At 46.0% G+C, this 23,616-nt stretch carries 23 protein-coding genes; 21 read left to right on the plus strand and 2 right to left on the minus strand.

The features are described 5' to 3' along the window. Positions 1 to 68 precede the first annotated feature (68 nt). From G519_RS0124075 to G519_RS44325, 11 genes are all read left to right on the plus strand, one after another. Positions 69 to 1,040 carry an aldo/keto reductase gene (locus tag G519_RS0124075; RefSeq protein ID WP_029196874.1) on the plus strand — a complete coding sequence of 324 codons (972 nt, stop codon included), beginning with the start codon at positions 69 to 71 and terminating at the stop codon, positions 1,038 to 1,040. Further along, positions 970 to 1,842, plus strand: coding sequence for an SDR family NAD(P)-dependent oxidoreductase (locus G519_RS0124080; protein WP_084160312.1), 873 nt, complete (start codon positions 970 to 972; stop codon positions 1,840 to 1,842). Before G519_RS0124075 ends, G519_RS0124080 begins: the two co-directional genes overlap by 71 nt. 19 nt (positions 1,843 to 1,861) lie before the next feature. Further along, positions 1,862 to 2,986: an oligosaccharide flippase family protein gene (locus tag G519_RS44315; protein WP_051253636.1), complete on the plus strand. Its 1,125-nt coding sequence runs from the start codon at positions 1,862 to 1,864 to the stop codon at positions 2,984 to 2,986. A gap of 100 nt (positions 2,987 to 3,086) precedes the next feature. Next, on the plus strand, positions 3,087 to 4,529 hold the full coding sequence (gene tnpC, locus G519_RS0124090) for an IS66 family transposase (RefSeq protein WP_051253637.1): 1,443 nt from the start codon (positions 3,087 to 3,089) through the stop codon (positions 4,527 to 4,529). A gap of 40 nt (positions 4,530 to 4,569) precedes the next feature. Continuing rightward, positions 4,570 to 4,917 carry a hypothetical protein gene (locus G519_RS0124095; RefSeq protein WP_029196877.1) on the plus strand — a complete coding sequence of 116 codons (348 nt, stop codon included), beginning with the start codon at positions 4,570 to 4,572 and terminating at the stop codon, positions 4,915 to 4,917. Between the two features lie 487 nt (positions 4,918 to 5,404). Continuing rightward, on the plus strand, positions 5,405 to 8,032 hold the full coding sequence (locus G519_RS44320) for an exo-rhamnogalacturonan lyase family protein (protein ID WP_036633695.1): 2,628 nt from the start codon (positions 5,405 to 5,407) through the stop codon (positions 8,030 to 8,032). Between the two features lie 125 nt (positions 8,033 to 8,157). Then, positions 8,158 to 9,126, plus strand: coding sequence for an ABC transporter permease (locus G519_RS0124110; protein WP_051253638.1), 969 nt, complete (start codon positions 8,158 to 8,160; stop codon positions 9,124 to 9,126). A gap of 16 nt (positions 9,127 to 9,142) precedes the next feature. After that, positions 9,143 to 10,018, plus strand: coding sequence for a carbohydrate ABC transporter permease (locus tag G519_RS0124115; RefSeq protein ID WP_029196879.1), 876 nt, complete (start codon positions 9,143 to 9,145; stop codon positions 10,016 to 10,018). Positions 10,019 to 10,112: 94 nt separating this feature from the next. Continuing rightward, positions 10,113 to 11,663, plus strand: coding sequence for an extracellular solute-binding protein (locus tag G519_RS0124120; RefSeq protein ID WP_029196880.1), 1,551 nt, complete (start codon positions 10,113 to 10,115; stop codon positions 11,661 to 11,663). 69 nt (positions 11,664 to 11,732) lie between these two features. Beyond that, positions 11,733 to 12,791, plus strand: a complete 1,059-nt coding sequence (locus G519_RS0124125) for a glycoside hydrolase family 88/105 protein (protein WP_036633696.1) — start codon at positions 11,733 to 11,735, stop codon at positions 12,789 to 12,791. A gap of 17 nt (positions 12,792 to 12,808) precedes the next feature. Further along, positions 12,809 to 15,193: a glycosyl hydrolase family 95 catalytic domain-containing protein gene (locus G519_RS44325; RefSeq protein WP_051253639.1), complete on the plus strand. Its 2,385-nt coding sequence runs from the start codon at positions 12,809 to 12,811 to the stop codon at positions 15,191 to 15,193. Between the two features lie 184 nt (positions 15,194 to 15,377). On the opposite strand, the gene G519_RS50445 is transcribed toward G519_RS44325, so the two are convergent. After that, complete coding sequence (locus tag G519_RS50445; RefSeq protein ID WP_154669609.1) at positions 15,378 to 15,554, minus strand: type 1 glutamine amidotransferase family protein; 177 nt, start codon at positions 15,552 to 15,554, stop codon at positions 15,378 to 15,380. Between the two features lie 140 nt (positions 15,555 to 15,694). Here G519_RS50445 and G519_RS53655 point away from each other — a divergent pair, with 140 nt between their 5' ends. The 5 genes from G519_RS53655 (at position 15,695) to G519_RS44340 (ending at position 19,354) form a co-directional block, all read left to right on the plus strand. Further along, the gene (locus G519_RS53655) at positions 15,695 to 17,008 is read left to right on the plus strand and encodes a rhamnogalacturonan acetylesterase (RefSeq protein ID WP_084160313.1); all 1,314 of its coding nucleotides are present in this window, start codon (positions 15,695 to 15,697) and stop codon (positions 17,006 to 17,008) included. Positions 17,009 to 17,194: 186 nt separating this feature from the next. Continuing rightward, positions 17,195 to 17,437 (plus strand): DUF1961 family protein, encoded by a 243-nt coding sequence (locus G519_RS0124155; protein ID WP_244280206.1) that lies wholly within the window; start codon positions 17,195 to 17,197, stop codon positions 17,435 to 17,437. Beyond that, positions 17,410 to 18,621 carry an oligogalacturonate lyase family protein gene (locus tag G519_RS0124160; protein ID WP_051253640.1) on the plus strand — a complete coding sequence of 404 codons (1,212 nt, stop codon included), beginning with the start codon at positions 17,410 to 17,412 and terminating at the stop codon, positions 18,619 to 18,621. Before G519_RS0124155 ends, G519_RS0124160 begins: the two co-directional genes overlap by 28 nt. Positions 18,622 to 18,637: 16 nt before the next feature. Continuing rightward, positions 18,638 to 18,778 (plus strand): hypothetical protein, encoded by a 141-nt coding sequence (locus G519_RS53320; protein ID WP_154669610.1) that lies wholly within the window; start codon positions 18,638 to 18,640, stop codon positions 18,776 to 18,778. A gap of 357 nt (positions 18,779 to 19,135) precedes the next feature. Next, complete coding sequence (locus G519_RS44340) at positions 19,136 to 19,354, plus strand: transposase (RefSeq protein WP_244280207.1); 219 nt, start codon at positions 19,136 to 19,138, stop codon at positions 19,352 to 19,354. 332 nt (positions 19,355 to 19,686) lie between these two features. Here G519_RS44340 and G519_RS0124175 read toward each other — a convergent pair whose 3' ends face one another. After that, positions 19,687 to 20,289 carry a substrate-binding domain-containing protein gene (locus G519_RS0124175; protein WP_029196884.1) on the minus strand — a complete coding sequence of 201 codons (603 nt, stop codon included), beginning with the start codon at positions 20,287 to 20,289 and terminating at the stop codon, positions 19,687 to 19,689. Between the two features lie 582 nt (positions 20,290 to 20,871). Here G519_RS0124175 and G519_RS0124180 point away from each other — a divergent pair. The 5 genes from G519_RS0124180 to G519_RS44345 all read left to right on the plus strand — a co-directional run. Continuing rightward, positions 20,872 to 21,189 carry a hypothetical protein gene (locus G519_RS0124180; RefSeq protein WP_029196885.1) on the plus strand — a complete coding sequence of 106 codons (318 nt, stop codon included), beginning with the start codon at positions 20,872 to 20,874 and terminating at the stop codon, positions 21,187 to 21,189. Between the two features lie 191 nt (positions 21,190 to 21,380). Further along, positions 21,381 to 22,049 (plus strand): hypothetical protein, encoded by a 669-nt coding sequence (locus tag G519_RS0124185; RefSeq protein ID WP_029196886.1) that lies wholly within the window; start codon positions 21,381 to 21,383, stop codon positions 22,047 to 22,049. Next, entirely contained in the window at positions 22,033 to 22,236 is a 204-nt protein-coding gene (locus G519_RS0124190) for a hypothetical protein (protein ID WP_029196887.1), read from the plus strand. Before G519_RS0124185 ends, G519_RS0124190 begins: the two co-directional genes overlap by 17 nt. Before the next feature lie 621 nt (positions 22,237 to 22,857). Next, a complete protein-coding gene (locus tag G519_RS0124195) occupies positions 22,858 to 23,070 on the plus strand; it encodes a hypothetical protein (protein ID WP_029196888.1) in 213 nt (70 codons plus the stop codon). Between the two features lie 308 nt (positions 23,071 to 23,378). Continuing rightward, positions 23,379 to 23,616 (plus strand): transposase (locus tag G519_RS44345; protein ID WP_064743518.1); only part of this gene is annotated, 238 nt, incomplete at its 3' end.

A 23,616-nucleotide genomic window follows, 5' to 3' on the forward strand; every position in this document is an offset into this window, starting at 1 on the left:
TTCACGCCCGGCGCTTCACATATCTCCAACGAAGTTTAAGAATCAACGATGAAGCCTTGGAGGGACATATGAGAAGCAGAAGCATACCTAGTACGGAATTATCGCCGTCTGTTATTTGCTTGGGCACGTCACATTTCGGTGACACAATTAGCCGTGAGACGTCCTTTGAACTAATGGACCACTTTCTGGATCGGGGAGGAAATTTCTTAGACACTGCCAAAGTATACGGCGACTGGGTGCCTGGCGGACAAAGCCTAAGTGAAAAAATAATCGGCCACTGGTTAAAGTCACGCAAAAACCGCAGCCGAATCGTTTTGGCAACCAAAGGGGCGCATCCCGATTTGGATACCATGCATATTCAGCGCTTGAGCAGAGAGGATATTTTTTTCGACGTAGAGCAGAGCCTCCAACATTTGCAGACGGATTATATCGATTTGTACTGGCTTCATCGCGATGATTCACAGAGACCGATCGAAGACATTATAGATGTGATGAACGAATTAGTTCGTCAAGGTAAAATCCGTTATTTCGGATGCTCTAATTGGCGGTCTGAACGAATTGAAGCAGCGCAGCAATATGCGAAGAAAAAAGGAATTCACGGGTTTGTCGCCAGCCAAAACAAATGGAGTCTTGCCACGTATCCTCCCGAAAATGATCACACTATGGTGACGATGGACGAAAAGGAGCTATCCTATCACGAACGTATGGGATTGACAGCAATTCCATACAATTCACAGGCCTCCGGTTTCTTCAGCGGCCGCTACAAAATTGACATGCTGAATAAGCAGGGGCCTGAGAACATGAATGTGTGGAAGTTTTGCAGCCAGGAAAACATTCGAAAATTGAAGTGCGTCAAAGCGATAGCGCAACGCCTGAACATTACGATGACTCAAGTTTCTCTTGGTTATTTGTTGTCGTATCCTTTTCCCGTCTTTCCGATTTCCGGCTGTAAAAATCTCACCCAGTTGGATGATTCCTGTCGCGCTGGCGAAGTTCTGCTTGACCGCCATACCCTTGAGGAGCTGCAGGGCACAAAATGATAATTTTGAGAGGTGCATACCTATTTTAAAAGGAAAGCTGACTTTAGTAACCGGTGCAGGAAGTGGTGTAGGCCGAGATGCAGCTTTAGGGCTCGCTTCACAAGGAGCAGAAGTAGTGCTGGTCGGACGCAGAGTTTCCAAATTGGAAGAGACTAAGGAGCTGATTACTGCAAATGGTGGAAGAGCAGTCATTGCTGCCGCAGACGTAGGAAATTTGGAAGAGGTAAAGGGTTTGGCCCACAAAGTGCTGAGCAATTACGGAATTCCATCCATGCTGCATAATGGTGCCGGAGTTCACGGAGAAATAAAACCAATCGTAGAAAGCAATCCGGAACAATGGGTGAATACGTTTATGATTAATACGATTGGACCTTATTTGATTTGTAGGGCTTTTGTCGGGGAAATGGTTAAACTTGGCTGGGGTAGAATCGTTAATATGACATCCGCAGCTTCCTTAGCCCCGCCCAGAGGTGTCAATAGTGCTTATGCTGCAAGTAAGGCGGCCTTGAATCATTTCACAAGGCAACTTCTTGCTGCCGAGCTCATGGGTACAGGCGTAACAGCCAATGTCATACATCCTGGTGAAGTGAAGACGGAAATGTGGGAAGCAATACGCGAAGACTCTGTTCCTTCCGGCGATATGCGGCGGTGGGTTGAATGGGTGGAACAGACCGGCGGTGATTCGCCGGAAAAATCCGTTAAACTTATTTTGGATTTATTGAAGCCGGAATCTAATAGCATAACCGGACGGTTTTTATGGATTGAAGATGGCTTAAAAAAACCTATGCCTAGCTGGGACTAACTGGAGAGGGGGCTGCCCCATGCCTAAACAAAGATTAACAGATACACAGCATTTTTTATTACGCAATGTATCTATCATTTTTCTCGGCCTACTCATCAACCAATTGCTGCAAACGGGGGGCAGTATAATATTGGCCCGCGTGTTGAACGATCCAGCTAAATTCGGCGAAGTGAATCTCCTTTTGCAAATATTCGGAATGATCTCTCTTTTTCTTAATATCGGCTTTAACGCTGCGTTGATATATACGTTCTCCAGGGAACCGGATGAGGCGATCCGAAGTAAATTCCGCTTGGCTCTGCTTGGGAGCACCTTATTTGGGATTCTCATCAGTATCCTGGTCTCCTTGTTGGCGCCAATGCTGTCGCATACCTATCATCTGCCTGCTTTACACGGGGCATTGATAATCAGTACGATCATGCTTGTGTTCAATTCGATCATCAATATCGGGGTGGCTTCCTTTTCCGGAAATCGCGATTTCGGTATCCAGGCCTTCTTTATGGTAATTACGACGACGCTCTCCACTATCGGTACCGTACTCGGGGTATTATGGCCTACGGAGCATCTCAATCTTTTGGAGAACGTCTCTCTGTGGATGGGCATGGGTTCAATCCTAACGGCCGCTTTTATTTGCTGGAAAGTTGAACGTGTGCATAAACCAAAATGGCTCGGGAGCCTTTCCCTTCCGGAGATTCGGGAAATGGTGAACTATGGAATCCCCGTCTGGGCGGGGAATATTGCGAAAGCGTTTCAACAGCCATTTTTAGTAATGATGATTGGCTCCAGTTCGGTAGTAGCCGTCGGTTATCTGACCAACGGTTTCCGCATTACGGGATTTCTCAACATCATCACATGGGCTTTTATGATTGTTACCTTTCCATTTGTAGCGGAAAGCTCTCAGGATCTAGAAGAAAGCAGGCGGCGGGGCACATCCTGTATTCGGTATAATAACATTCTTTTATATCCGCTTACGGCCCTCATTTGTTTATTTCCGAATCAAATCAATGGTTTATTTGGGGCAAGCTACACCACCGATGATTCGGCAACGTATATTCGTTTGATGGCGCTAGGAGTCTTTTTTTCGTCTATAGGCCGGTTGGGCGGGAACATTTTGGCGGGAATAGGAAAAACGAAGGTTACTACTTAGGTCTCCCGAATTCGAGGAGACTTTTTTTATCGCTAAACGGGAAAACTCAATCCTCATTTAGAAGTATTACATAAAGATTTTCTTTGAGGGAGCGAGACCGATGAAGTTAACACCGCAACAGGTAAACATAATTTGCAAAGGTGATGAAGAAATTGCGGGTTACTTCCATGCGTTACTCGCGGTTGTAGATCAACAAGCCAAACGGATAGAGGAATTGGAGAAGCGCGTTCACGAATTAGAACGGCAACTCGGTCAGAACAGCAACAACAGCAGCAAGCCTCCTTCTAGCGATGGATTGCGCAAACCGACGAATCTTCGTACCCCTGGCGGTAAAAAGGGAGCCCCCAAAGGTCACGCAGGGACGACGCTTCACTTTGTGGACGAGCCCAACGAAATCGTTGTTCATGAGCTCTTGATGTGCTCGGGATGCCTGGCTTCGCTTGATGCGGTGGAAAGCCAAAATTATGAGAAGCGGCAAGTATTCGACCTGCCGCCGCCACGCATTTGGGTTACCGAACATCGGGCCCAGAAGAAATGCTGTCCGCAGTGCGGCCTTCAGCAAAAGGCTTCTTTTCCGGAGCGAGTCCATGCCCCTACCCAATATGGAGAGGGTTTTACAGCATGGACCGCTTATCTACACGCCTACCAAATGTTGCCACTCGACCGGATTACGCGACTCTTCGCGGATCTGACTGGTTATCAACCAAGCGAAGCGACGCTGCTTTCGTCTTTGCAGACCATGTTCCATTCACTGGAGGAGGCCGAGCAGACGATTCGGGCGCAGTTATTCCAAAAATCAGTGGCTCACGCCGACGAAACCGGATGTCGGATCGAGGGGAAAACCCACTGGATGCACGTGGTATCCGATGCAGATTGGACGCTGTTAGGCGTGCACCCTAAACGCGGAAGCCAGGCAATGGATGAACTTGGATTCTTTCCTTTTTATACAGGGACCGTCGTTCATGACTGCTTGCCTGCCTACTTCAAAGAGATTTATTCCTTTGATCATGCGCTTTGTAACGCGCATTTGTTACGCGAATGCCAAGGGATCGCGGAACATGATGGCCATGAGTGGGCAACTCAGATGAAAGAGCTGCTGCAAGAGAGTTGGAAGCTCGCCCAGTCTTCTCGTCAAGAAGATATCCCCCTGCCTAAAGTCGTGATTGAAGCGGTGAAGGATCAGTACGATGATATTCTTGAGAGCGGTAAGGTCGAGTGGGAGAAAGACGCCGTTCGAGCTAAGAACGGTCCGAGAGGCCGAAAAATAAAAAGCAAAGCCGCCAACTTGGGAGAGCGATTCCTTATTCATAAAGAGTCGATTATCCGGTTTCTTTGGGATGACCACATCCCGTTTGACAACAATCAGGCAGAGCGTGATTTGCGTATGGTTAAAGTCAAACAGAAGGTTTCCGGCTCGTTCCGCACAGAGTCAGGCGCAAAAAACTTTGCAAGAATGCGCAGTGTAATTTCGACGCTCTTAAAACAACAACTTCCCGTACTCTCCTCGCTAACCAACGCTCTACGTAACCAATTCAGTTTTTAGATAACCTAAGTAGTAACAAACGAAGGCGAATTTCTGGGTCATGATCGTTGCCGGTATTTTTGTCATTGCCATTGTGCCGTTTATAGCGGCTGGAAGCCCGGTATTAGCGGTGTGGAAATATACCGGCGGATGGACGTTCTCTGCTCTGTCCATGATTTGCTTCTTTTATCTTGAACATTTCCCTCTGTACTGGTGGAAGGCTTATGGAGAGCCGCTCATTCCTACTTTAATCATGATTGTCATTATAGAAGCCGGGCGGTTTACGGGAGCATGGTATATAGTCTTTATCTATGTTGGCCTCCTGTGTCTGATGATTTCGACCTTTTCGATTGAAATCAAACCCATGGCTGTACGTGGCTTTCGTATTCGATACGGTCGTCGGCCGTAAGAATATTAAACACCCGGATAAGATTTGGCTTTAATCGAGGTTTTCTGCATGAACAACGGAATCATCTTCCATTAAGCCCCCCATTTTCAAATGAAACCTATGAAAAAGAACGGATCGGGCGCCTTCCGCATGTTTGATGATCATGACATCTCATGGAATTGATTGATTACTTAGAGGGCGGCAAAAAGCCGGATGAACTCATAGGCGGTTCTGATGTCGAACCCCGAATTCAGATGGATTCGGGGGATTCGGTCTATTCTGGTTGATGGCGGTTTGACGGGGAGTCCGGGGAAGTAATTCCCCGTCTTACCCTACTGCGCCTGTAAAAAAGTCTTATTTCCGAAAAAAAGTGAAATACCCCAGAGTTACGGGGCTTAAAAAAGTATGCTTGAAGGAAATTCAGACAGTTAATAATCTAATACCATGAGTTTACAAAGCAAATTACACAGCTTTTCACTTAGCTATTTCTGAGAGGGGATAAGTAAATATGGGACTTAAATATCCTGGACTACGTTGGTTGGAGGACGCGCCTTCAATACCTTGTGGAGTAACATGGGGGGTTCCTTGGCAAATCGGCGAATTGAATCGGTCAAAGACCGACGCCTTCGCTCTTATAAGTCCATCGGGCAACCCGGTGGAGCTTCAGACCTGGCCGACAGCTTACTGGCCTGACGGCAGTGTGAAATGGACAGCGCACGCTGCTTCACTAGAAAAGCCCGAAACTGGAGACTATTCCTTGCAGGCTGAGGGAAAAAGCGTCACGAATAGTCATACATCGCCCTTGAGCGTTAAAGAGTCTGTGGATGAAGTGACCGTCGATACCGGCGCTATCCGGTGTGTAGTCGGGAAGCAGGGAAAAGCGTTAATCCGAGGACTGTACCACGGCGAGAAACGGATTGGTATGGAAGGTTCTCTCGTCTGTATCGGTGAAGAACGCCGGACTACACCGAGCGGAAAGCTTTACCAGGAAGAATCGTTTTACGGCGAGATCACATCGGTAACGATTGAACAGGAAGGACCTACTCGGGTCGTATTAAGCGTGGAGGGGGTTCATATCTCCCAGGATGGCGAACGCTCTTGGCTGCCCTTTAAGCTGCGTCTCTATTTCTATGTTAATCAGGCCTCGATCCGGATTGTTCATACCATCGTATTCAATGGTAATCCACAAGAGGACTTTGTAAAAGGGATCGGCATCTCCTTCGGCTTGCCCCTCAAAGAGCCGCTCTATAACCGATACGTGCGGTTTGCAGGCGATAATGGCTTTTTTAGTGAATCGCCAAGACATTTATCGACCCGCCGAACGAATGGTGTATATACAGACATGTTCCGGCGCCAGCAAGCCGGGGAATCGATTACGTTCGATCCTGAGAAGGATGCGCCTTTCACCTCGCTGCTTGAAGACTCCGCCGCGTGGGACGGTTATAAGTTGACACAGCTTTCTGCAGATTCCTACTCTGTCGTCAAGCAGACAAACGAACAGTGCAGTTGGGTGAAGGCCGTAAGTGGCAACCGTGCCAACGGGCTCGTTTATGCCGGAGATACAAACGGCGGACTGGCAGCAGGGCTGCGTAATTTTTGGCAAAAGCATCCGTCTTCGCTGGAAGTGACTGGTCTGACGACTGAAGAGGCCAAATTAACACTTTGGTTCTGGTCTCCGGATTCGGCGGCCATGGATATGCGCCATTATGATACAACTACGCATGTGGATTCAGCATATGAAGGATCACAAGAACTTCGCAGCACACCATATGGAATTGGAAATACGAATGAACTCATGTTATGGTGCTGCGATCGAACGCCGACTTTAGCGGACCTCGCAGCGATGACAAAACAAGTTCAAGCCCCGCCGCAGTTCGTGTGTGAGCCTGAACAGTATCACAATACAAACGTATTCGGTATCTGGAGTCTGCCTGATCGGAGTACGCCGGCAAAAGCCTGGGTGGAAGAGCAATTGGACGCCTTGGTTAGCTTCTACAAACAAGAGGTTGAACAACGAAGATGGTACGGTTTCTGGGATTACGGAGATTTCATGCATACGTATGATCCTGCTCGGCACAACTGGAGATACGATGTAGGCGGTTTTGCATGGCAGAACACCGAACTTGTGCCAAATATGTGGCTGTGGCTCTCGTTCCTGCGTTCTGGGCGAGGAGATCTGTTCCGCATGGCAGAAGCAATGACGCGTCATACGAGCGAAGTGGATGTTTATCATCTTGGTGAATATGCGGGGCTTGGCTCCCGCCATAATGTCGTTCACTGGGGCTGTGGGTGCAAGGAAGCGCGAATCGCGATGGCAGGCCTGCACCGCTACTATTACTTTTTGACAGCGGATGAACGAACCGGTGATATTTTGACGGAAGTGGCCGACGCCGATTATGCAACTGTCCAAACGGACCCCATGCGCGATTATTTTCCGAAAGACGATCATCCGACCCATGCCAGAAGCGGTCCGGATTGGGCGGCTTTCAGCTCGAATTGGATGTCGCAATGGGAGCGCTTTGAAAGTGATTTTTACCGCGACAAAATACTGCAAGGGATCAAAGACTTGAAGGCAGCACCGTTCCGGCTTTTATCCGGTACAACCTTTGGTTACGATCCGAAGACAGGCATTCTATCTCATATCAGTGACGCCAACTATGATTATCATATGGTAATTGCCTTCGGCGCACCGCAGGTCTGGATGGAGCTTTCGCAGCTGATTACAGATCCCGAATGGGATGACATGCTCGCTGAATTCGGTGAATTCTATTACCTCAAACCGGAGGAGAAGCTGGCCTGGACGAACGGGGCCATTCATCCAAGCAAATTTAGCTGGCCGATGATGGCTGCGGGGATGGCCGCCTTCGCTGCCAACCGACTGCACAATGCGGAATTGGCTGCAGACATATGGCGCATCATGCTGGAGAACCGTCTGCCTGGAGGAAGCGAGGACTCGACATTTACCATTCAAGTACCTGAGCTCGAGTATGTTCGTCCCATCCAAGAGCTGCCGCACATCACAACGAACATAGCGTCGCAATGGTCGTTGAATGCAATTTTATGTTTGGAGCTAATTGGGCAAGAACTGCCGGCGGAGCTGCATGTATGCGACCAAATAATAACCAAAGAAAAATAGTATGAAGTCCAAAAAAAAGTCTAATTCAATTCGTTAAAGCGATTACAAAAAATGAAGGTTGTCGGAAATTCTCGTTTTTATTATGTTTGATTCATATCGATTTTGAAACAGAGGAGTGAAGACAGATGGAGCCAATCAAGACGCAAGTGCTTTCTTCATTTTCCCAAACGAAGCCTAAAGAGTCCCGTTGGAGTCAGCTGGCGACTAGGGTAAGGAAAGATAAATGGTTACTGCTGCTTGCTTTACCCGGTATGGCGTACTTTCTCATATTTAAGTACTTACCTATGTGGGGTATCCTGCTCGCTTTTAAAAATTATCAACCGTTTTTGGGCTTTTTTAAGAGTGAATGGGTCGGTACCGAGAACTTTTCCCAATTTTTGAAAGATCCTATATTTATAAACCTATTGCGAAATACTTTTCTGTTGGGACTGTATGATATCGTTTTTTTCTTCCCAGCCCCAATCATTTTGGCTCTGCTGCTTAATGAGATTCGGGTCGCGGCTTATAAGAAATTCATCCAGACGTTCGTTTACTTGCCTCACTTCTTTTCTATGGTTATCGTGGCCAGTATTTCATATCTGATGCTAACGACCGAGGGTGGGATTATCAATGAGCTCTTGTTCAAGCTGTTAGGCGTTAAATTCGAATTTCTGACTAGCGAGAATTGGTTTAGACCCCTCATCATTACGCAGACGATCTGGAAGGAATGCGGTTGGGGCACGATCATTTTCCTTGCAGCGCTAGCCGGTGTAGACCAAGAGCAGTATGAAGCGGCAATCGTCGATGGGGCTTCCCGTTTCCGTCAACTATGGCATATTACGCTTCCGGCCATTCAGGGTACAATTATTATTATCCTGATTCTGCGAATGGGAAAATTTTTGGATCGCGGTTTCGAGCAAATTTTGCTGATGAGCAACTCGCTGAACCGCGATGTGGCGGAGGTATTCGATACGTATGTGTATTTGGTCGGGATTACCCAGGGATCGTTTAGCTACAGCGCGGCCGTTGGCCTATTTAAAGCAGTCGTAGGTGTCGTACTCGTCGTTTCCACCAATTATTTAGCCAAACGTGCAGGCCATTCGGGTCTTTACTAATGAAAGGAGACGCAGCATGAGACATAATACGTTAGGCGGTAAAATGTTCGATATCTTCAATTACGTATTTCTTGCAATCGTTGCGATGGTCATGATCATTCCCATCATGTATATCGTTGCAGGATCTTTTGCCTCAGACAGTGAAATTAGCGCCCGGGCCTTCTTTATCATTCCAGAGCATATTACCTTTAACGCTTACGAGTATGTTTTCAAAGATAACGCTTTGCCGCGGAGCTTGGGTGTCTCCGCATTCGTTACTGTGGCTGGTACGATCGTCAATTTGCTTTTCACGCTCACATTGGCCTACGCATTATCTCGTAGACAAATGCTTGGAAGAACGCTCTTTCTCAATATGATCATCTTTACGCTTGTGTTCAGCGGGGGTATGATTCCGACATACCTTGTCGTCAAGAGCCTTGGGCTGCTCAATTCCTATTTGGCATTAATGCTGCCGGTTGCGATCAATACGTACAATCTGATTGTCGTAAAATCGTTCTTTCAAGAGCTTCCTGCGGAAGTTCTTGAAGCAAGCCGCATCGACGGCTGCACAGATTTGAGCGCTTTGTGGCACATCGTGCTGCCGTTGTCCAAGCCTGTTATTGCTACCTTCGCACTGTTCTATGCAGTCGAGCATTGGAACGACTTTTTCAATGCACTGCTATACATGAACGATTCGCATAAATGGCCCATGCAGGTGCTGCTGCGTCAAATCGTGCTGCTTGCCACCGGGTCGCTGGATATGTCGACCTACGATCCGACTTACGTAAAGCCGCCAGATCAATCCATCAAAATGGCTGTCGTCGTTGTCGGCACAATTCCGATTCTGATTCTTTATCCATTTCTTCAGAAGTATTTCGCAAAAGGCGTTATGATCGGGGCCGTCAAAGGCTAATTTCGGTAGAACCAGAACGAACGGCATCCGTTTAGATGGCGTTCGACTGCTACAACATATAAAATTGATATTCATAAAGGGAGGATCATCAGCTATGAAATGGTTGTCGAACTCGAACAGAAAACCGGTGCTTATCCTAAGTAGTGCAGTCATGGCATTTGGCGTCCTTGCGGGCTGCGGATCTAAGGATTCGGCCAATCCTGCACCAGATGCTGGCGATAAAGGAGCCAATACTAAGACTGCTCCTTTCAGCCTCAGTATAATGGCAAAGAGCTTTACGAATGATAACGCTTCCCCAGAAAGTAAAGTCTGGAAGAAAATCGAAGAAGTCACGAATACGCAGCTGAAGGTTGAGTTCACGCCAGATGCCAATTATAATGACAAATTAAATATCACCATGGCTTCCGGCTCGCTTCCAAACGTTGTATTCATTCCGTCGAATATTATCCGAATTCCGACCGTTTCCAACGCTATTAAAGGCGGCGTTTTCTGGGAAATCGGACCTTATCTGAAGGATTATCCGAATCTGAAACAATACAATCCGACGACGCTCAACAACACTTCCTATGATGGCAAAATATACGGCTTGCCTGCCGTCCGCCCGCTTGGCCGCTACGGCACTTCGTACCGCAGCGATTGGCTGGCCAATGTGGGGCTCAGTGAGCCGACGACGGTCGATGAATTTTATAACATGCTGAAGGCATTCACCAACAACGACCCTGACAAAAACGGCAAGAACGACACTTACGGCATGGTCGTAACGAAATACGCCGGTCCATGGGACATTATGCAGACTTGGTTTGGGGTACCGAACAAGTGGGGTGCCGACAAGGATGGCAAGCTTGTCCCCGCTCATATGACGCCTCAATACATGGATGCGCTCAAATTTTTCAAGAAGCTTTATGATGAGAAGCTGATCAATCAAGACTTCGCCGTTTATGATTCCGCCAAGTGGAACGACCCAATTATCAACAGCAAGGCCGGTGTGGCGATTGACGTGGTCGACCGTTCTTACCAAATCGAAGAAAATATGAAAAAGGTCAATCAGAACGGAACGATCGGCCTCATTGGTTCCACGAAGGGATTGCCTCTTCCTTCCACACAGGGACACGCCGGTGTTTTCCTGATTTCCAAATCGGGTGTTAAGACAGAATCGGATCTGAAGAAAGTACTGAACTTCTTCGATAAGATCAATGACAAAGATATTCAGATTATGCTGAACTACGGCCTCGAGGGTACTCATTACAAAGTCGAAGACGGTAAGCTGATCACCATGTTGAAGCCGGAAGATCCTCAAGCTCCGGATATCAACAACAAGAACCTCAACCAGTTGTCCGTAGGTGTTCCTAACGTGTTGGATACCGCCTTTAAACCGGGTTCGCCGATTCGTGCGAAAGCTGCGGAGGTTAAAGCCGCGAATGAGAAAAATATGGTTCCTAATCCGGCGGAACCGCTGACTTCGGCTGCTTATACGCAGAAGGGTGCTCAGCTTGATCAGATTATCGCGGATGCAAGAGTGAAATTTATCGTCGGCAAGATCGATGAAGCTGGCTTTAAAGCTGAAGTCGATAAATGGAAGAGCACAGGCGGAGACGATTTTATCAAAGAAATCAATGAGGCTTATACCGTGGCTCAAAAAAAGTAATGGATCATTAAAAAGATGCCCGGTACATTTGCAGTACCGGGCTTTTTTCAACGTTAGGGAGGAACTATTGTGAAATACGTACCGATAAATGAAACTGAAATTAAACAAGCCATCGACCGGGTCGTTAATAGAACGTTCAAGATGGACATGACATGGGATTGGCCAGCCGGAGTCGCTTTCTACGGTGTAGGCCAAGCCTATCTGGCTACCGGTGAAACTTCGTATTTGGAGCAATTGCAGGCGTGGATCGACGAACAGCTGGAAGAGGGCATTCCACCACTGACCGTTAACGCCGTATCTATTGGTCATACACTGCTTACACTATACGAACAAACCAAATCGGAAAGCTATCTCGATGTAGCCGTCCAAATGGCGCAATTCTTAAGCACGGATGCAGTACGATTCGCCGATGGCGTGTTCCAGCATACCGTATCGCAAAATTACGATTTTCCGCAGCAAGCTTGGGTCGACACGATGTTCATGGCCGGGTATTTCCTCATCCGTATCGGCAGTTTGCTTCGCAATGATGCTTGGCTGGAGGACGGCTTGCTGCAGTATCATGCGCATGAGCTCTTCTTGCAGGATCGTGAAACGAATTTGTATTATCACGGCTGGGACCATCTCGCCCAGAACAACATGTCCGCTGTGTATTGGGCGCGCGGAAATTCCTGGGCGGCTTATACGATGTCTGAGGCGCTCCATATCGTAGAAGTCACGCATCCGTCTTATATGAGAGTGTATGATTCACTGCGGGATCAACTCAGCAGCATCGTCCGTCTTCAATCCGATAATGGACTCTGGCACACTGTTCTGAATGATCCGACAGCTTATGAGGAAACATCGGGATCCGCGGGTCTAACCGCGGCATTGCTCCGGTATAACGAAGCTATTGGAGCCCCTATGTATAACAAATTTATCCAGAAAGCGATCCCCTCCTTATTATCGAAAATTCCGAATAATGGTACCGTGCTGGAAGTATCGGCGGGTACGGCTGTCATGAAAGACGCGAGCGGCTATAAAGGTGTCGCCCATGAGCGGATACAAGGCTGGGGACAGGGCTTGACATTGGTATTTCTATCTTCACTTCTGGGCTACAAGTGGGTAAAGAACAGTTCACAAACCGAGTAAAGGGTTGATCATCGAATATGGATATGAAACACGGCATGATCATGCGTCAACCGGCATCCAGATGGCAGGATGCTTTGCCCTGCGGCAACGGAACTTATGGCGCCCTTGTATACGGAAGCATATATAACGATACGATTCTTTTGAACCATGAGGCTCTTTTCTGGAAAAGCCAAAAGCCCGAATTGTCTGATGTGAGTCATCATCTGCCCGAGTTCAGAAGGCTGCTTATGGAGGGCAAATACCGGAAAGGCATGCGTTTCTTCGCAGATAGGATAGCAGAAAATTATACGGGCTACGAAAGAGTCGATCCGTATCAGCCGGCGTTCGATCTGAAAATCCATATGCCGGTCAAGGAAGCATTCCGAAAATACCGAAGAAGTCTTGATTTCGAAACAGGGGAGGCGGTTACGACATGGCACGAGGACGGCAAACGGTATGAAAAACGTTTGTTTGTCTCGCGCTCAGACGATGTGGTCGTTATGGCGATCACTTCACCCGATCAAGCGAAGATTAACTGCGAACTCGCTCTATTTCCTCACGATGTCAGGGAAATAGCAGGGGAAGGTGAGGTCACCGATTCTTCTGGCAGCAAGCTGCCTTTTCGTTGTAAGGTCGAGCTCCAAGGTCATTTGATCAGCCTGACGGGAACCTATGAGGATGGTAATGAATTTGGCGGCATGGCGCGAGTGGCCGTAACAGGCGGGGAATTGAAGCAAAATGGTCTTCGTCTGCTTGTAAGCAATGCGGATGAGGTTGTGATTCTGGTCAAGCTGTTTGCCAATGAACCCGGTGCGGCCGCCATAGACAGAATTCGGGAAGACATCGGCGGAATAGATGCCGACTATCCTGAATTGCTGCGCAGGCATGCGGCAGTCCACAGCGAGCTTTTTAACAGAGTCAGGTTGAAGCTGGTCGATCATGCAGAGATCGCAGGCAGGGTTTCCAACGAAGAACTTCTTATGGGGAGCTATGACGGTGACGTTTCATTGGAGCTCGTGCAAAAAATGGTTGAGTACGGGCGCTATCTGCTCATATCCAGCTCCCGTCCGGGGGGTCTTCCAGCGAATCTTCAGGGGATATGGAACGGTGATTACAATCCCGCATGGGCTGCAGACTTTCATAATGATGAAAATATCCAAATGAATTACTGGGCGGCCTTGCCCGGCAATTTGCCTGAAACGGTACTCCCGTTCTTTGATTACTATGAATCCATGTTGGATGATTTCAGAACCAATGCGAAGCTCGTTTATAGGTGTAGAGGCATTTTGGTGCCCATTTGCCAAACGACGCACGGTCTCATCTATAAAGATGGCCAGTGGGTTTCGTGGATTGGAGGCGCCGGATGGCTGGCGCAGCTGTTTTATGACTATTGGCTTTATACGAAGGACCGTGAGTTTCTGCAAAACCGGGCCGTTCCCTTTCTAAGGGAGGTTGCCGAATTTTACGAAGATTTTCTAATCGATGGGGAAGACGGGCAGCTGATGTTTATTCCGTCGCAATCGCCCGAGAACCAGCCGGCCATAGCGGAGCCGTCACGGTCCGTCATCAATGCGGCTATGGATATTGCGATTGCGAAAGAAGTTTTGACGAATCTCAGTGATGCCTGCGAGCTGTTCCAGATGGATAGTGATCGGGTCCAGAAATGGAAAACGATGGCATCGCGTCTTCCGGCTTATTCGGTTAATGAAGAAGGCGCGGCCAAAGAGTGGATCCATAAGGACCTGCCGGATAATTATCATCACCGCCATCAATCGCACATTTATCCGGTTTTTCCGGGATATGAGGTAACGGAGGAAAGTAATCCGGCTATCTTCAAAGCAATGGCAGAGGCAGTCGAAAAAAGGCTGGTGATCGGACTTTCCTCTCAATCCGGATGGTCATTTGCCCATATGGCGAACATCTACGCGCGTCTTGGACAAGGTAACCGTGCGCAGGATTGTCTGGAGCTGCTTTGCCGTTCTTGCGTCGGTCCCAATCTGTTTACGTACCATAATGATTGGAGGAATCAGGGGGTCACCATGGCTATGTGGGGCACTGGTGCTGAGCCACCTTTCCAGATCGATGCCAACTTCGGCATCACTTCGGCGGTCATCGAGATGTTGGTCTTTTCAGCACCGGGTATGATCAAGCTGCTGCCGGCACTACCAGATAAGTGGAAAAAAGGAAGTGTTAGCGGTTTATTATGCAGGGGAGGCATCCGGCTTTCTATTGAATGGTGCATGGATGAAAAACGGGTGGATGCCATATTCACATCTGTGAAGGAGATGAGGTTGGAGCTGAAGCTTCCTTTTGTTCCGAATCATATTCATACGGATGGAATTATCGTACCCTCTCATAACGGCGACCCGTACAGGACGATTCATGTTTTGGCCGATAGACCGCTAAAGATAGAAGTCAGGTGATTGGATATTTATTACATCTCACCGGGGGAAGAAGCAATAAGAGTCTCCAGAGACTGCTAATCACCCAGTTTCACCGTTTTCGGGGAAAATAGAAGCTCCTGGAGACTCTTATCCATCGCGATTGTGGCCATTACCCGCATGAGAGGAACATAATTGCTTTATCAAAGCGGAAGCGTGAATTGAATCATGCATCCGTTCTAAGCGATATACCGGCTTCAGCTGCATAATGGTCGATGAGTTTCTTTACCATCACATTACCGTCTTCACCCATTGGCATTGATCCCAGCATGATGATTTTGCCTTTGCCTCGCCTCGCCTCGGTGATAAACGCTTTTCCCGGCGTTAGCCCATTTTTGATCATGCCGAAGTACTTCGCTTCATGGCTAATACATTTTTTCCGGGTTCGCACTTTTTTGGAGAGGCAGAATCAAAAAAGTAAGATTGCCGGAAAGCTTTGGATCATTTATTGTTTAAACAACGTAATGGAGAGGAGACTAAACCATGAATATATTTCTAGCAGGTGATTCCACTGTTCAGACTTATGATGCAAGTTCTGCTCCTCAGGCAGGTTGGGGACAGTTTATTGCAAACTACTTTACCACTGAAGTCCAATTCTTAAATCGCGCGATCGGCGGCAGGAGCTCAAAGTCTTTTATTGCGGAAGGACGATTGGATTCGCTCCTTAATGAGCTGAATGAAAACGACTATCTGTTTATTCAAATGGGGCATAATGACGCCACCGAAAGCAAGCCGGAACGGTATACCGATCCATATAGCGACTTTAAGCATTACCTGAATATGTATGTCCAAGTTGCGCGAAATCGCAAGGCAACCCCGATTCTGATTACACCGGTGGCAAGAATGCATGACAATGGCGGTATTTTTGTCAACGATTTCCCGGATTACTGCAACGCGATGAAGCAGTTGGCAAGCGAAGAAGATGTACGGCTTATCGATCTTATGACGATGAGCCTTAATTATTATACGTCCATTGGATATGACGAGACGTTAACTTTGTTCATGGCCTCATTGAACGGTACTGATTTTACGCACTTCACCGAAAAAGGCGCAGACCGAATTGCTAGGCTCGTAACGCAAGGGGTAAAAGAGCTTCAGCTTGATATCTCCAAACATGTACTTCTTAAGGATAAAGCGAAGGTTCACTTATTTTTAGCCGGCGATTCCACGGTGGCCGATTATCCGGCCTCTCAAGCGCCGATGGCGGGTTGGGGGCAGATGCTGGGCGCCTTTTTTTCTGATGAAGTTGTCATTCAGAACGAAGCGCGATGCGGAAAAAGTTCCAAAAGCTTTATCCTCGAAGGACATTTTCAACGGATTGTGGGAAAAATCGGAAACGGCGACTATCTTTTTATCCAGTTTGGTCACAATGATGAAAAACCGGACGGGACGGAGCCTTTTACAACGTTTCAATCTTTTCTGTCGCAGTACATAGATATGGCCCGGCAAAAAGGAGCCACACCGGTTCTAGTCACGCCCGTGCATCGGAGACGTTTTGACGAGGCAGGAAGACTGGTTAACACCCACGGTGAATATCCTGCCGCGATCAGGGAGCTGTCCGAATTGCGGCAGGTACCGCTGATCGATCTATGTGCGGCTACGGAAGGCCTTTACCAATCGCTGGGGCCGGAAGACTCCAAGCAGCTTTTTGTCTGGTTTACTCCGGGAGAACACCAAAATTATACGGAAGGAGTGGAGGACAACACCCATTTTAGCGAGTATGGCGCGAAGGAAGTGGCTCGTTTGGTTATCGAACGGATCGCGGATATGGGGCTTCCTTTAACCGCCTGCATGTGAAAGGAAGCGTAAAAACATGTTCTGGAACGAATTGTTAATGAAAATGATATGTGTTGGATTTCAAAATGGAAGGACAGGCCGTTGTCAGCTTTCCGCTGAATCGAATGCGGATGGAAAACAAGCTTGATCCCATGCTCGGACAACAGTCAAATTTTGTTTATTGAGCGGAGCTTTCATACGTGCAATTTGCGTAAAAGCTATGGCTTTCATCTGGTTTCGCAGGGCGGGGATCCGATCCCGTCAGTCTCCGATGCCAAGGGACCATACCGGATGAAATTGTTTAAATCGGAGAGAGATATTTTATTTGCTATTAATGATAATGGCTCCTCTAATAGCCGAATACGCCAATTTAAACGTATATTCGATTTCGAAAAATCCAAAAAAGGATGGGTGCTGCTAATATGGGGAATTTACGCGAGAATGAATTGATTACATCTGCAAAAGGAAGAATGTGGCCAGCAGAATGGAGTATCACGAACGATCTGATAACGGGCATTCCGATGCGTCAACTGACCAATTATATGTCGCATAGTTTTCACCTTTATTTTACCAACAACGGTTGGTATGATGATGGCAATAAGCTATTATTAGGATCCGACAGAACCAATTGTACGAATTTGTTCAGCATCGATTTGAATAACGGCGAAATGATGCAATTAACCGATTTCCGGGATAGTGAAATGGCAGCTATTCAGAATGCATTTATAAACCCAATGAAGAATGAGGCCTATTTCAGTAAGGGTAAACAGATTATTTCGATTGATTTGGAGACCTTGGAAGAAAAAGTTTTATACGAGGTTACCGGAAAATACGTTTTGGGTAATTTGAGTTGTACATCAGATGGCAAATGGATATGCACATGTGTGAAAGAAGACCTATCCGACCGTATTCAAACGATACTGGGAGCGGGGTATATTGGATTTGAAGAAACTGCGAAAGCGATGCCCCACTGCAAAATCGTTCTAATCCCTGCAGCAGGCGGCGAGGCCAAAGTCATTCATGAGGAACATCGATGGATCGGTCATGTGAATACATCGCCTACGCAGCCTCATCTTTTGTCCTTCTGTCATGAAGGCCCATGGGATCTTGTTGATCACCGAATTTGGTGTTTGAATATTCAAACCGGAGAACACTGGAAGATTAGAGCTTCCGAAGACAATGTGTTTGTCGGTCATGAGTATTGGCATGACGATGGAGTTCGAATAGGCTATCACGGGTATACGGAATCCTTGCAAAACAAGGACGGTAAGTTCATCGGCTCGGTTCGATACGATAATACCGAATGTGATGAAGTGGCGTTCCCTTTCCAGAATATGCATGTACACTCGAATGACTCGAGCTTAATCGTGGGCGACGGCCAGCAGACAAGTGCCTATCATGGCGATCAGTTCCAGGATACGATCTGTTTATGGAAGAAAATAGACGATAAGTTGGATGGTCCCCGAATTTTATGCAGGCATCGCGGAAGCTTTCAATCTCAAAAGCTTCATGTACACCCGAGATTCAGCCCCGATGGCACAAAAGTGTTGTTTACAAGCGATATGACGGGATATGGAAATCTGTATATAGTCGATGTGCCTGAGTTTGAAACTTTGCCAAAGCAGCCTTTGTAAAGAATAGGTGTATGATATGCCCAAAATCATGCTGGTTTTTCCCCATGGAAAGCATAAAGTGTTGACGATGAGTTATGACGACGGGAAAACAGCCAACAACCGGCGTGTGGAGATTTTCAATAAATATGGGATCAAAGGAACATTCCATCTGAATTAGGGTATTGTTCGGCACAGCCGATCGCATATCGGAAGAGGAGGTCACGACTCTTTATCAAGGACACGAAGTCTCCGCGCATACAGTAACGCAAGCCTACATGCCATCACTATGCAAACTTGATGAATTTGGCGGAAACCTTTGTCAACCTGAATAAAACGCAATATTTGTATATGATGTATGTCTGGGGGCACAGCTACGAGTATCTGTTGGCTGAACGTTGATGATAAGATAGTAGAAGTAAAAGGCGGCAGCCATAAAATTAGCCATGCAAGATCTGTGGACGACACCGCATCTACTCGCTGATGTATATTTACGTCAGTATGGATCGGCTGGGCAAGGCGCTCACAGTTGGAACCGATGAAGGGTCTTGCCAAGACCGTAAAAAAGCATGAAGAAGGCATTCTTCGCTGGTTTCATAGCAGAATGTCAAATGGCCTGCTCGAAGGAAAAAATGGACTTGTGCAAGCAGCTAAACGAAAAGCTCGCGGTTACAGAAACGTTCAAAACCTGATTGCCATGGTGTACATGACCGCTAACAAACTTCGGCTTCCAGTACTTTCAGCACGCAGATCCTAAATCCGTCTTTAACCCTTCCCCTTTTATACCAGTTTTTAAGAATCTCCTAATTTCAGGGGTAACTATGAGCCTATTTTATGTGGCCTTACCCATCCAGTAGAGCGAAGAGCTCTTTAATAAAAGTAGTGCTATCAGAAATTAAAATAACGGATAACATAACCTGAATAACAGATTAAAGGCTGCCGGCGGCGATTCATCGGCAGCCTTTTGTTCAGCTATACCAGCTAATAGCTTGTAGATTAGTAACATACCGATTAACAATTTTCTCGGATGCAGATTATGATTAATTAATCGATGATGGACACAGTCCTCTTTATAAAGTTTTGGAAGAATTATCTAGAGCTTTCACGAATTTTCAACTCTGTCGGAACTAAAACTTTTTTGGTCAAACTGCGAACTTCCTCAATTTTTTCAATCAGTGTCTGTACGGCGACCCTACCCATATATTCCGTGAGGATTTGTACGGTAGTTAACGCAGGAATGGTATATCGCGTCATTTGGTGGCCATCAAAACTTACGATGCTGAACGTCTCGGGTATCGGGATGTTCTTCTCCTTCAGGAAGTCCAGCGCCCCAATCGCAAGAGGATCGTTGGCTATAAAAAAGGCCGAAGGCAGCAGACCGTCATTAATCGCTCGCTCCATTAATTTGTATCCGCTCTTGAGACTGTTCTCGTCTACGTACATCCGCGAACTATTAAATTCAGTGAATTTCGACATATACCGCAGAAAGATTTGATATCTTCGCTCTTCCATATCTATATCCACGCTTTTGTAACTTCCTATGTAACCAATGTCTCGATGCCCCAGCTCCGTAAGATAATTTAGCGCTGAATGGATGGCGCGCTTCGTATCAAACCAAACGGAGTCGTATTTGTTATCATCTGGGCACCTCCCGATGATCAAAATATGATCCGTATGGAGCGAAGCTAACATATCCTTAATCTCTTCATTCGTATAGTTCCCCTGTATAATAGCCCCATGTAAATTTTCAAAGGCGACGTTTGAAACATTAAAGACGTTGACGATATCGATTTCGTATTGTGAACAAAATTTTATCAATGTCGCTGCGGATGACCCTGCCTTTACGACAGATCGTTTTTACGAGTGCCAATCCATAGAAGAGCTCATTTCAAAATTTCGCCAAGGTAACTGGCCACTTGGAACTGCATTATTTTATGATGATCTGTGCTGTGTTCACAGATCAGCTCAGGTGATGAATATCTCACTATGTTAGATAGCACCCCATTTGATAGCATAAGTTTCCAGCGAATTCTAGCGCGTATCGGAGATACCGGGATGAAGGAATACATTACATCACTCCTTGCTACTCCAGTTGACCATTAATTGTGAGCCTGACTACACGCTTGTCGAACTATTCTTTGGGTGAAAAATATTCGGATATTCTCAAAAGGTGCATGCAAGTAGGAGATTTGAGAATTTTGGCGAATAATTTGGAAATGAGATTTACGGAGACACGATCGATCTGTAGTTTTCAAGAGGAGGGCTTACGGCATTATGAATGAACAAGACACCGAGCAGGAGCAGCAACCGACAACTGATCGAACCGCATTGTTAAGCTTTCTCGAAACAATGAGACGCGACTTTGATAACGGTTTACTGCCTGCACGCAATGCTTACCCAGGACCTCAAGGATGGATAGGTCCATGGCTCATGCGTTCGATACTAGGTTTACAATATCAAAAACCTACGGATGATACCGTAAATAAGTTGATTAGCTTTGGATCAAATCACTTAGCTATATGGAGTGCAATTTCCCTGGCTATCACCGGTAGTGTTATTAATACCTGGATTCCATCCATGTTTCAGCCTTAGCCACGAACCATTGGAATTCTGTTTTTCATCATTGCTTTAATTTTATCGCTTCGTGCCAACTATGTACGTATGCTAACCATTGGTGACCCTTATTTCACACCGGTAGCTTACAAGATGTTTCGGCCTAAAGAGCATGCTATGTTCTTAAATTACATGAAAGAAAACACAAACACGTTCGAGACTCTTTCGAAATGGGTACAAATGTCTATCAAGAGCATTCTCTCGATGGAATTACCCAGTCTTATCAAACAATCATTAAGGATCTCATGAAGGATGTTGAGGTATTGAAAACCTCTTTAGAGGAGCGAGAGCGGGATTTAGAAGAAGCAGAGGTGGACATTGATCTCTTGAATCAGCAAATATCTTCACTCTATGAGCAGCTCATTGTAAATGAAGATGGATTCAATGCGGCGATCGATGTTTTGTTTCGGCTAAGCAACTTCAGAGACTCCCTTTTCAATATGAATGATTTAAGAATCTTAACAAGCTTTTCCCTCTATGAAGTGCAGGGCGAGGACCTGTATATGCTAGGCGAACAAGGGACCACAGAGACCCCTATTCACATCAATGTCAACGATCCTAGCTATGCGCATTACTTATCCATTAAATTATTTCATAGTGACAGAACAATCGAGTATGCAACAAGCGATCGCGAAGGACGAACTGTAGCTAGTTACCTTCTTAAGCTGCCCTCTCAACGAGTCCTCATTTATAATTTCCACTATGACTCTACAAACCAATCCGTTCGTGGTATAATAGACTCTAAGGAAATGTACCGTTTCATCCGGATTATTTGTATCCATCTGGAAGAAAGAGGACTCTTACATAAGGAAGGTGGCCGACATGCAAACGAAGCTTGAAGAACGTTCTGTTGATCAATTAATCACTAGTAAACAAAGAGCAAATCAGATCATGAATGATGTTAACCAAGTTCTTTTGTCTAGCATGAAGCGGCGCGCTGCTTCCGATCTACGACAACAGAAAATCGATGAGACCATTGATAATATGGAAGAATCGTTTAAAAAACTCCAACGACTTGCTAAATAAACCATACTCAAAGAAGCCTGAAACTAGGCTTCTTTTCTATTTACGTATAAATCGATAAAATCTGACCAAAATGACTACTACCAAGTATTTCTGAAAGGTAGTGGGTCAACCTATGTCATTGAAAGATAATATTATCCGCGGCACATTTCGTACTAGTGAGAATAATCTAAAATCCTCACGCGAGAAAACTGATAAGATCATGAAAGATGTAGAACGGATACAAAAGAGAATTTCAGATAGACGAGCTCAATCTATGAAAAGACCTCCTCAAAAATAGAAAATTAAATTATCTCCATGTATACTCGTAAGCAAAACAAGTGCTTTTCCTTTCGGGGCGAAAATGACTGGAGACGAAATCCGCCCTCAGCTTCCCGACAGCTTTTTCAATTTCCATAATTTAAGTACCGTATTTGAGATGGTCAGGTTGGACCGGCTTATCTGAATATCGCAATCATGCTCATTATGACGATCGTAGCCTGTAGGAGGACAAGAATAGTGGCTTTCATCAAATTTCAAATGTGTTGTTAGCTATCCGTGAATGGATAGCTTTTTTTATGGTCTAATAAATCATTCAATATACTATAAATAATAAGACGACACATTATAGTGGAGGTTTCAGGCATGAATCTTAAAAGAGCTAAACGGTTAGGCTTATTTTTGCAAATAATATTACCTATATCTGTTGTTATGCTTAAATATTTTGTAGAAATGAATTACATTTGGCTAGAATTTGGTCTAGTTGCTATCATTTTTTGTGTTTTTATGTGTTTACTTTTTGTTTCAGAAAATACAGATGCACAACAGGTTCAGGAGAAAAAGAGGTTACGAAATTGATTATTGAATATAGATTGGTTCCCTGTACGAAAAAATGAAGGAAAATAAAGTGTTGGACAGAAAAAATTATAGATTGAGAAAATAAAGTATTAGACCCCAGTTCGGCGTTAAGCTCACGGGAGTTTAATGCAGAAATAACATCCTCATTTATAATCTTAATTAGGGTAAAATTTGGACTTAGAATAAAAAGTGGACACCTCTTAGATTCAGACAGATAATAAATCTAATAAATCGAAGAGGTGCCGGCGCCATGAGTATGAAGAGACAACATTACAATGAGACGTTTAAACGTGTAGGCGGTAAAGTATGTGCAGGAACAAGCAAAGTCCCTGGAGCAGATCGCTGACGATCTGAATGTTAATCCGGCTACGCTGCGAAACTGGGTGGGAAAATATCGAGAGTTTGAATACGAACCTGTTAATCAGGGGGAGACTTTTCGCCAACAATCCCACCTCCTTGATGAACAAAAGCGCGAAATTGATGAACTGAAAGAAGAAATAGCCATCCTAAAAAAGGCCATGCACATCTTCAGCAAAGAAAAGAATT

The sequence above is a fragment of the Paenibacillus alginolyticus DSM 5050 = NBRC 15375 genome, assembly GCF_000422905.1.
Lineage (GTDB): Bacteria > Bacillota > Bacilli > Paenibacillales > NBRC-103111 > Paenibacillus_E > Paenibacillus_E alginolyticus.

Coding starts and splice junctions, on each gene's coding strand:
- G519_RS0124075 (WP_029196874.1), top strand. CDS start 69: ATGAGAAGCAGAAGCATACCTAGTACGGAATTATCGCCGTCTGTTATT.
- G519_RS0124080 (WP_084160312.1), top strand. CDS start 970: ATGATTCCTGTCGCGCTGGCGAAGTTCTGCTTGACCGCCATACCCTTG.
- G519_RS44315 (WP_051253636.1), top strand. CDS start 1,862: ATGCCTAAACAAAGATTAACAGATACACAGCATTTTTTATTACGCAAT.
- tnpC (WP_051253637.1), top strand. CDS start 3,087: ATGAAGTTAACACCGCAACAGGTAAACATAATTTGCAAAGGTGATGAA.
- G519_RS0124095 (WP_029196877.1), top strand. CDS start 4,570: ATGATCGTTGCCGGTATTTTTGTCATTGCCATTGTGCCGTTTATAGCG.
- G519_RS44320 (WP_036633695.1), top strand. CDS start 5,405: ATGGGACTTAAATATCCTGGACTACGTTGGTTGGAGGACGCGCCTTCA.
- G519_RS0124110 (WP_051253638.1), top strand. CDS start 8,158: ATGGAGCCAATCAAGACGCAAGTGCTTTCTTCATTTTCCCAAACGAAG.
- G519_RS0124115 (WP_029196879.1), top strand. CDS start 9,143: ATGAGACATAATACGTTAGGCGGTAAAATGTTCGATATCTTCAATTAC.
- G519_RS0124120 (WP_029196880.1), top strand. CDS start 10,113: ATGAAATGGTTGTCGAACTCGAACAGAAAACCGGTGCTTATCCTAAGT.
- G519_RS44325 (WP_051253639.1), top strand. CDS start 12,809: ATGGATATGAAACACGGCATGATCATGCGTCAACCGGCATCCAGATGG.
- G519_RS50445 (WP_154669609.1), bottom strand. CDS start 15,554: ATGATCAAAAATGGGCTAACGCCGGGAAAAGCGTTTATCACCGAGGCG.
- G519_RS53655 (WP_084160313.1), top strand. CDS start 15,695: ATGAATATATTTCTAGCAGGTGATTCCACTGTTCAGACTTATGATGCA.
- G519_RS0124160 (WP_051253640.1), top strand. CDS start 17,410: ATGGGGAATTTACGCGAGAATGAATTGATTACATCTGCAAAAGGAAGA.
- G519_RS53320 (WP_154669610.1), top strand. CDS start 18,638: ATGCCCAAAATCATGCTGGTTTTTCCCCATGGAAAGCATAAAGTGTTG.
- G519_RS44340 (WP_244280207.1), top strand. CDS start 19,136: ATGAAGGGTCTTGCCAAGACCGTAAAAAAGCATGAAGAAGGCATTCTT.
- G519_RS0124175 (WP_029196884.1), bottom strand. CDS start 20,289: ATGTTAGCTTCGCTCCATACGGATCATATTTTGATCATCGGGAGGTGC.
- G519_RS0124180 (WP_029196885.1), top strand. CDS start 20,872: ATGAATGAACAAGACACCGAGCAGGAGCAGCAACCGACAACTGATCGA.
- G519_RS0124185 (WP_029196886.1), top strand. CDS start 21,381: ATGGGTACAAATGTCTATCAAGAGCATTCTCTCGATGGAATTACCCAG.
- G519_RS0124190 (WP_029196887.1), top strand. CDS start 22,033: ATGCAAACGAAGCTTGAAGAACGTTCTGTTGATCAATTAATCACTAGT.
- G519_RS0124195 (WP_029196888.1), top strand. CDS start 22,858: ATGAATCTTAAAAGAGCTAAACGGTTAGGCTTATTTTTGCAAATAATA.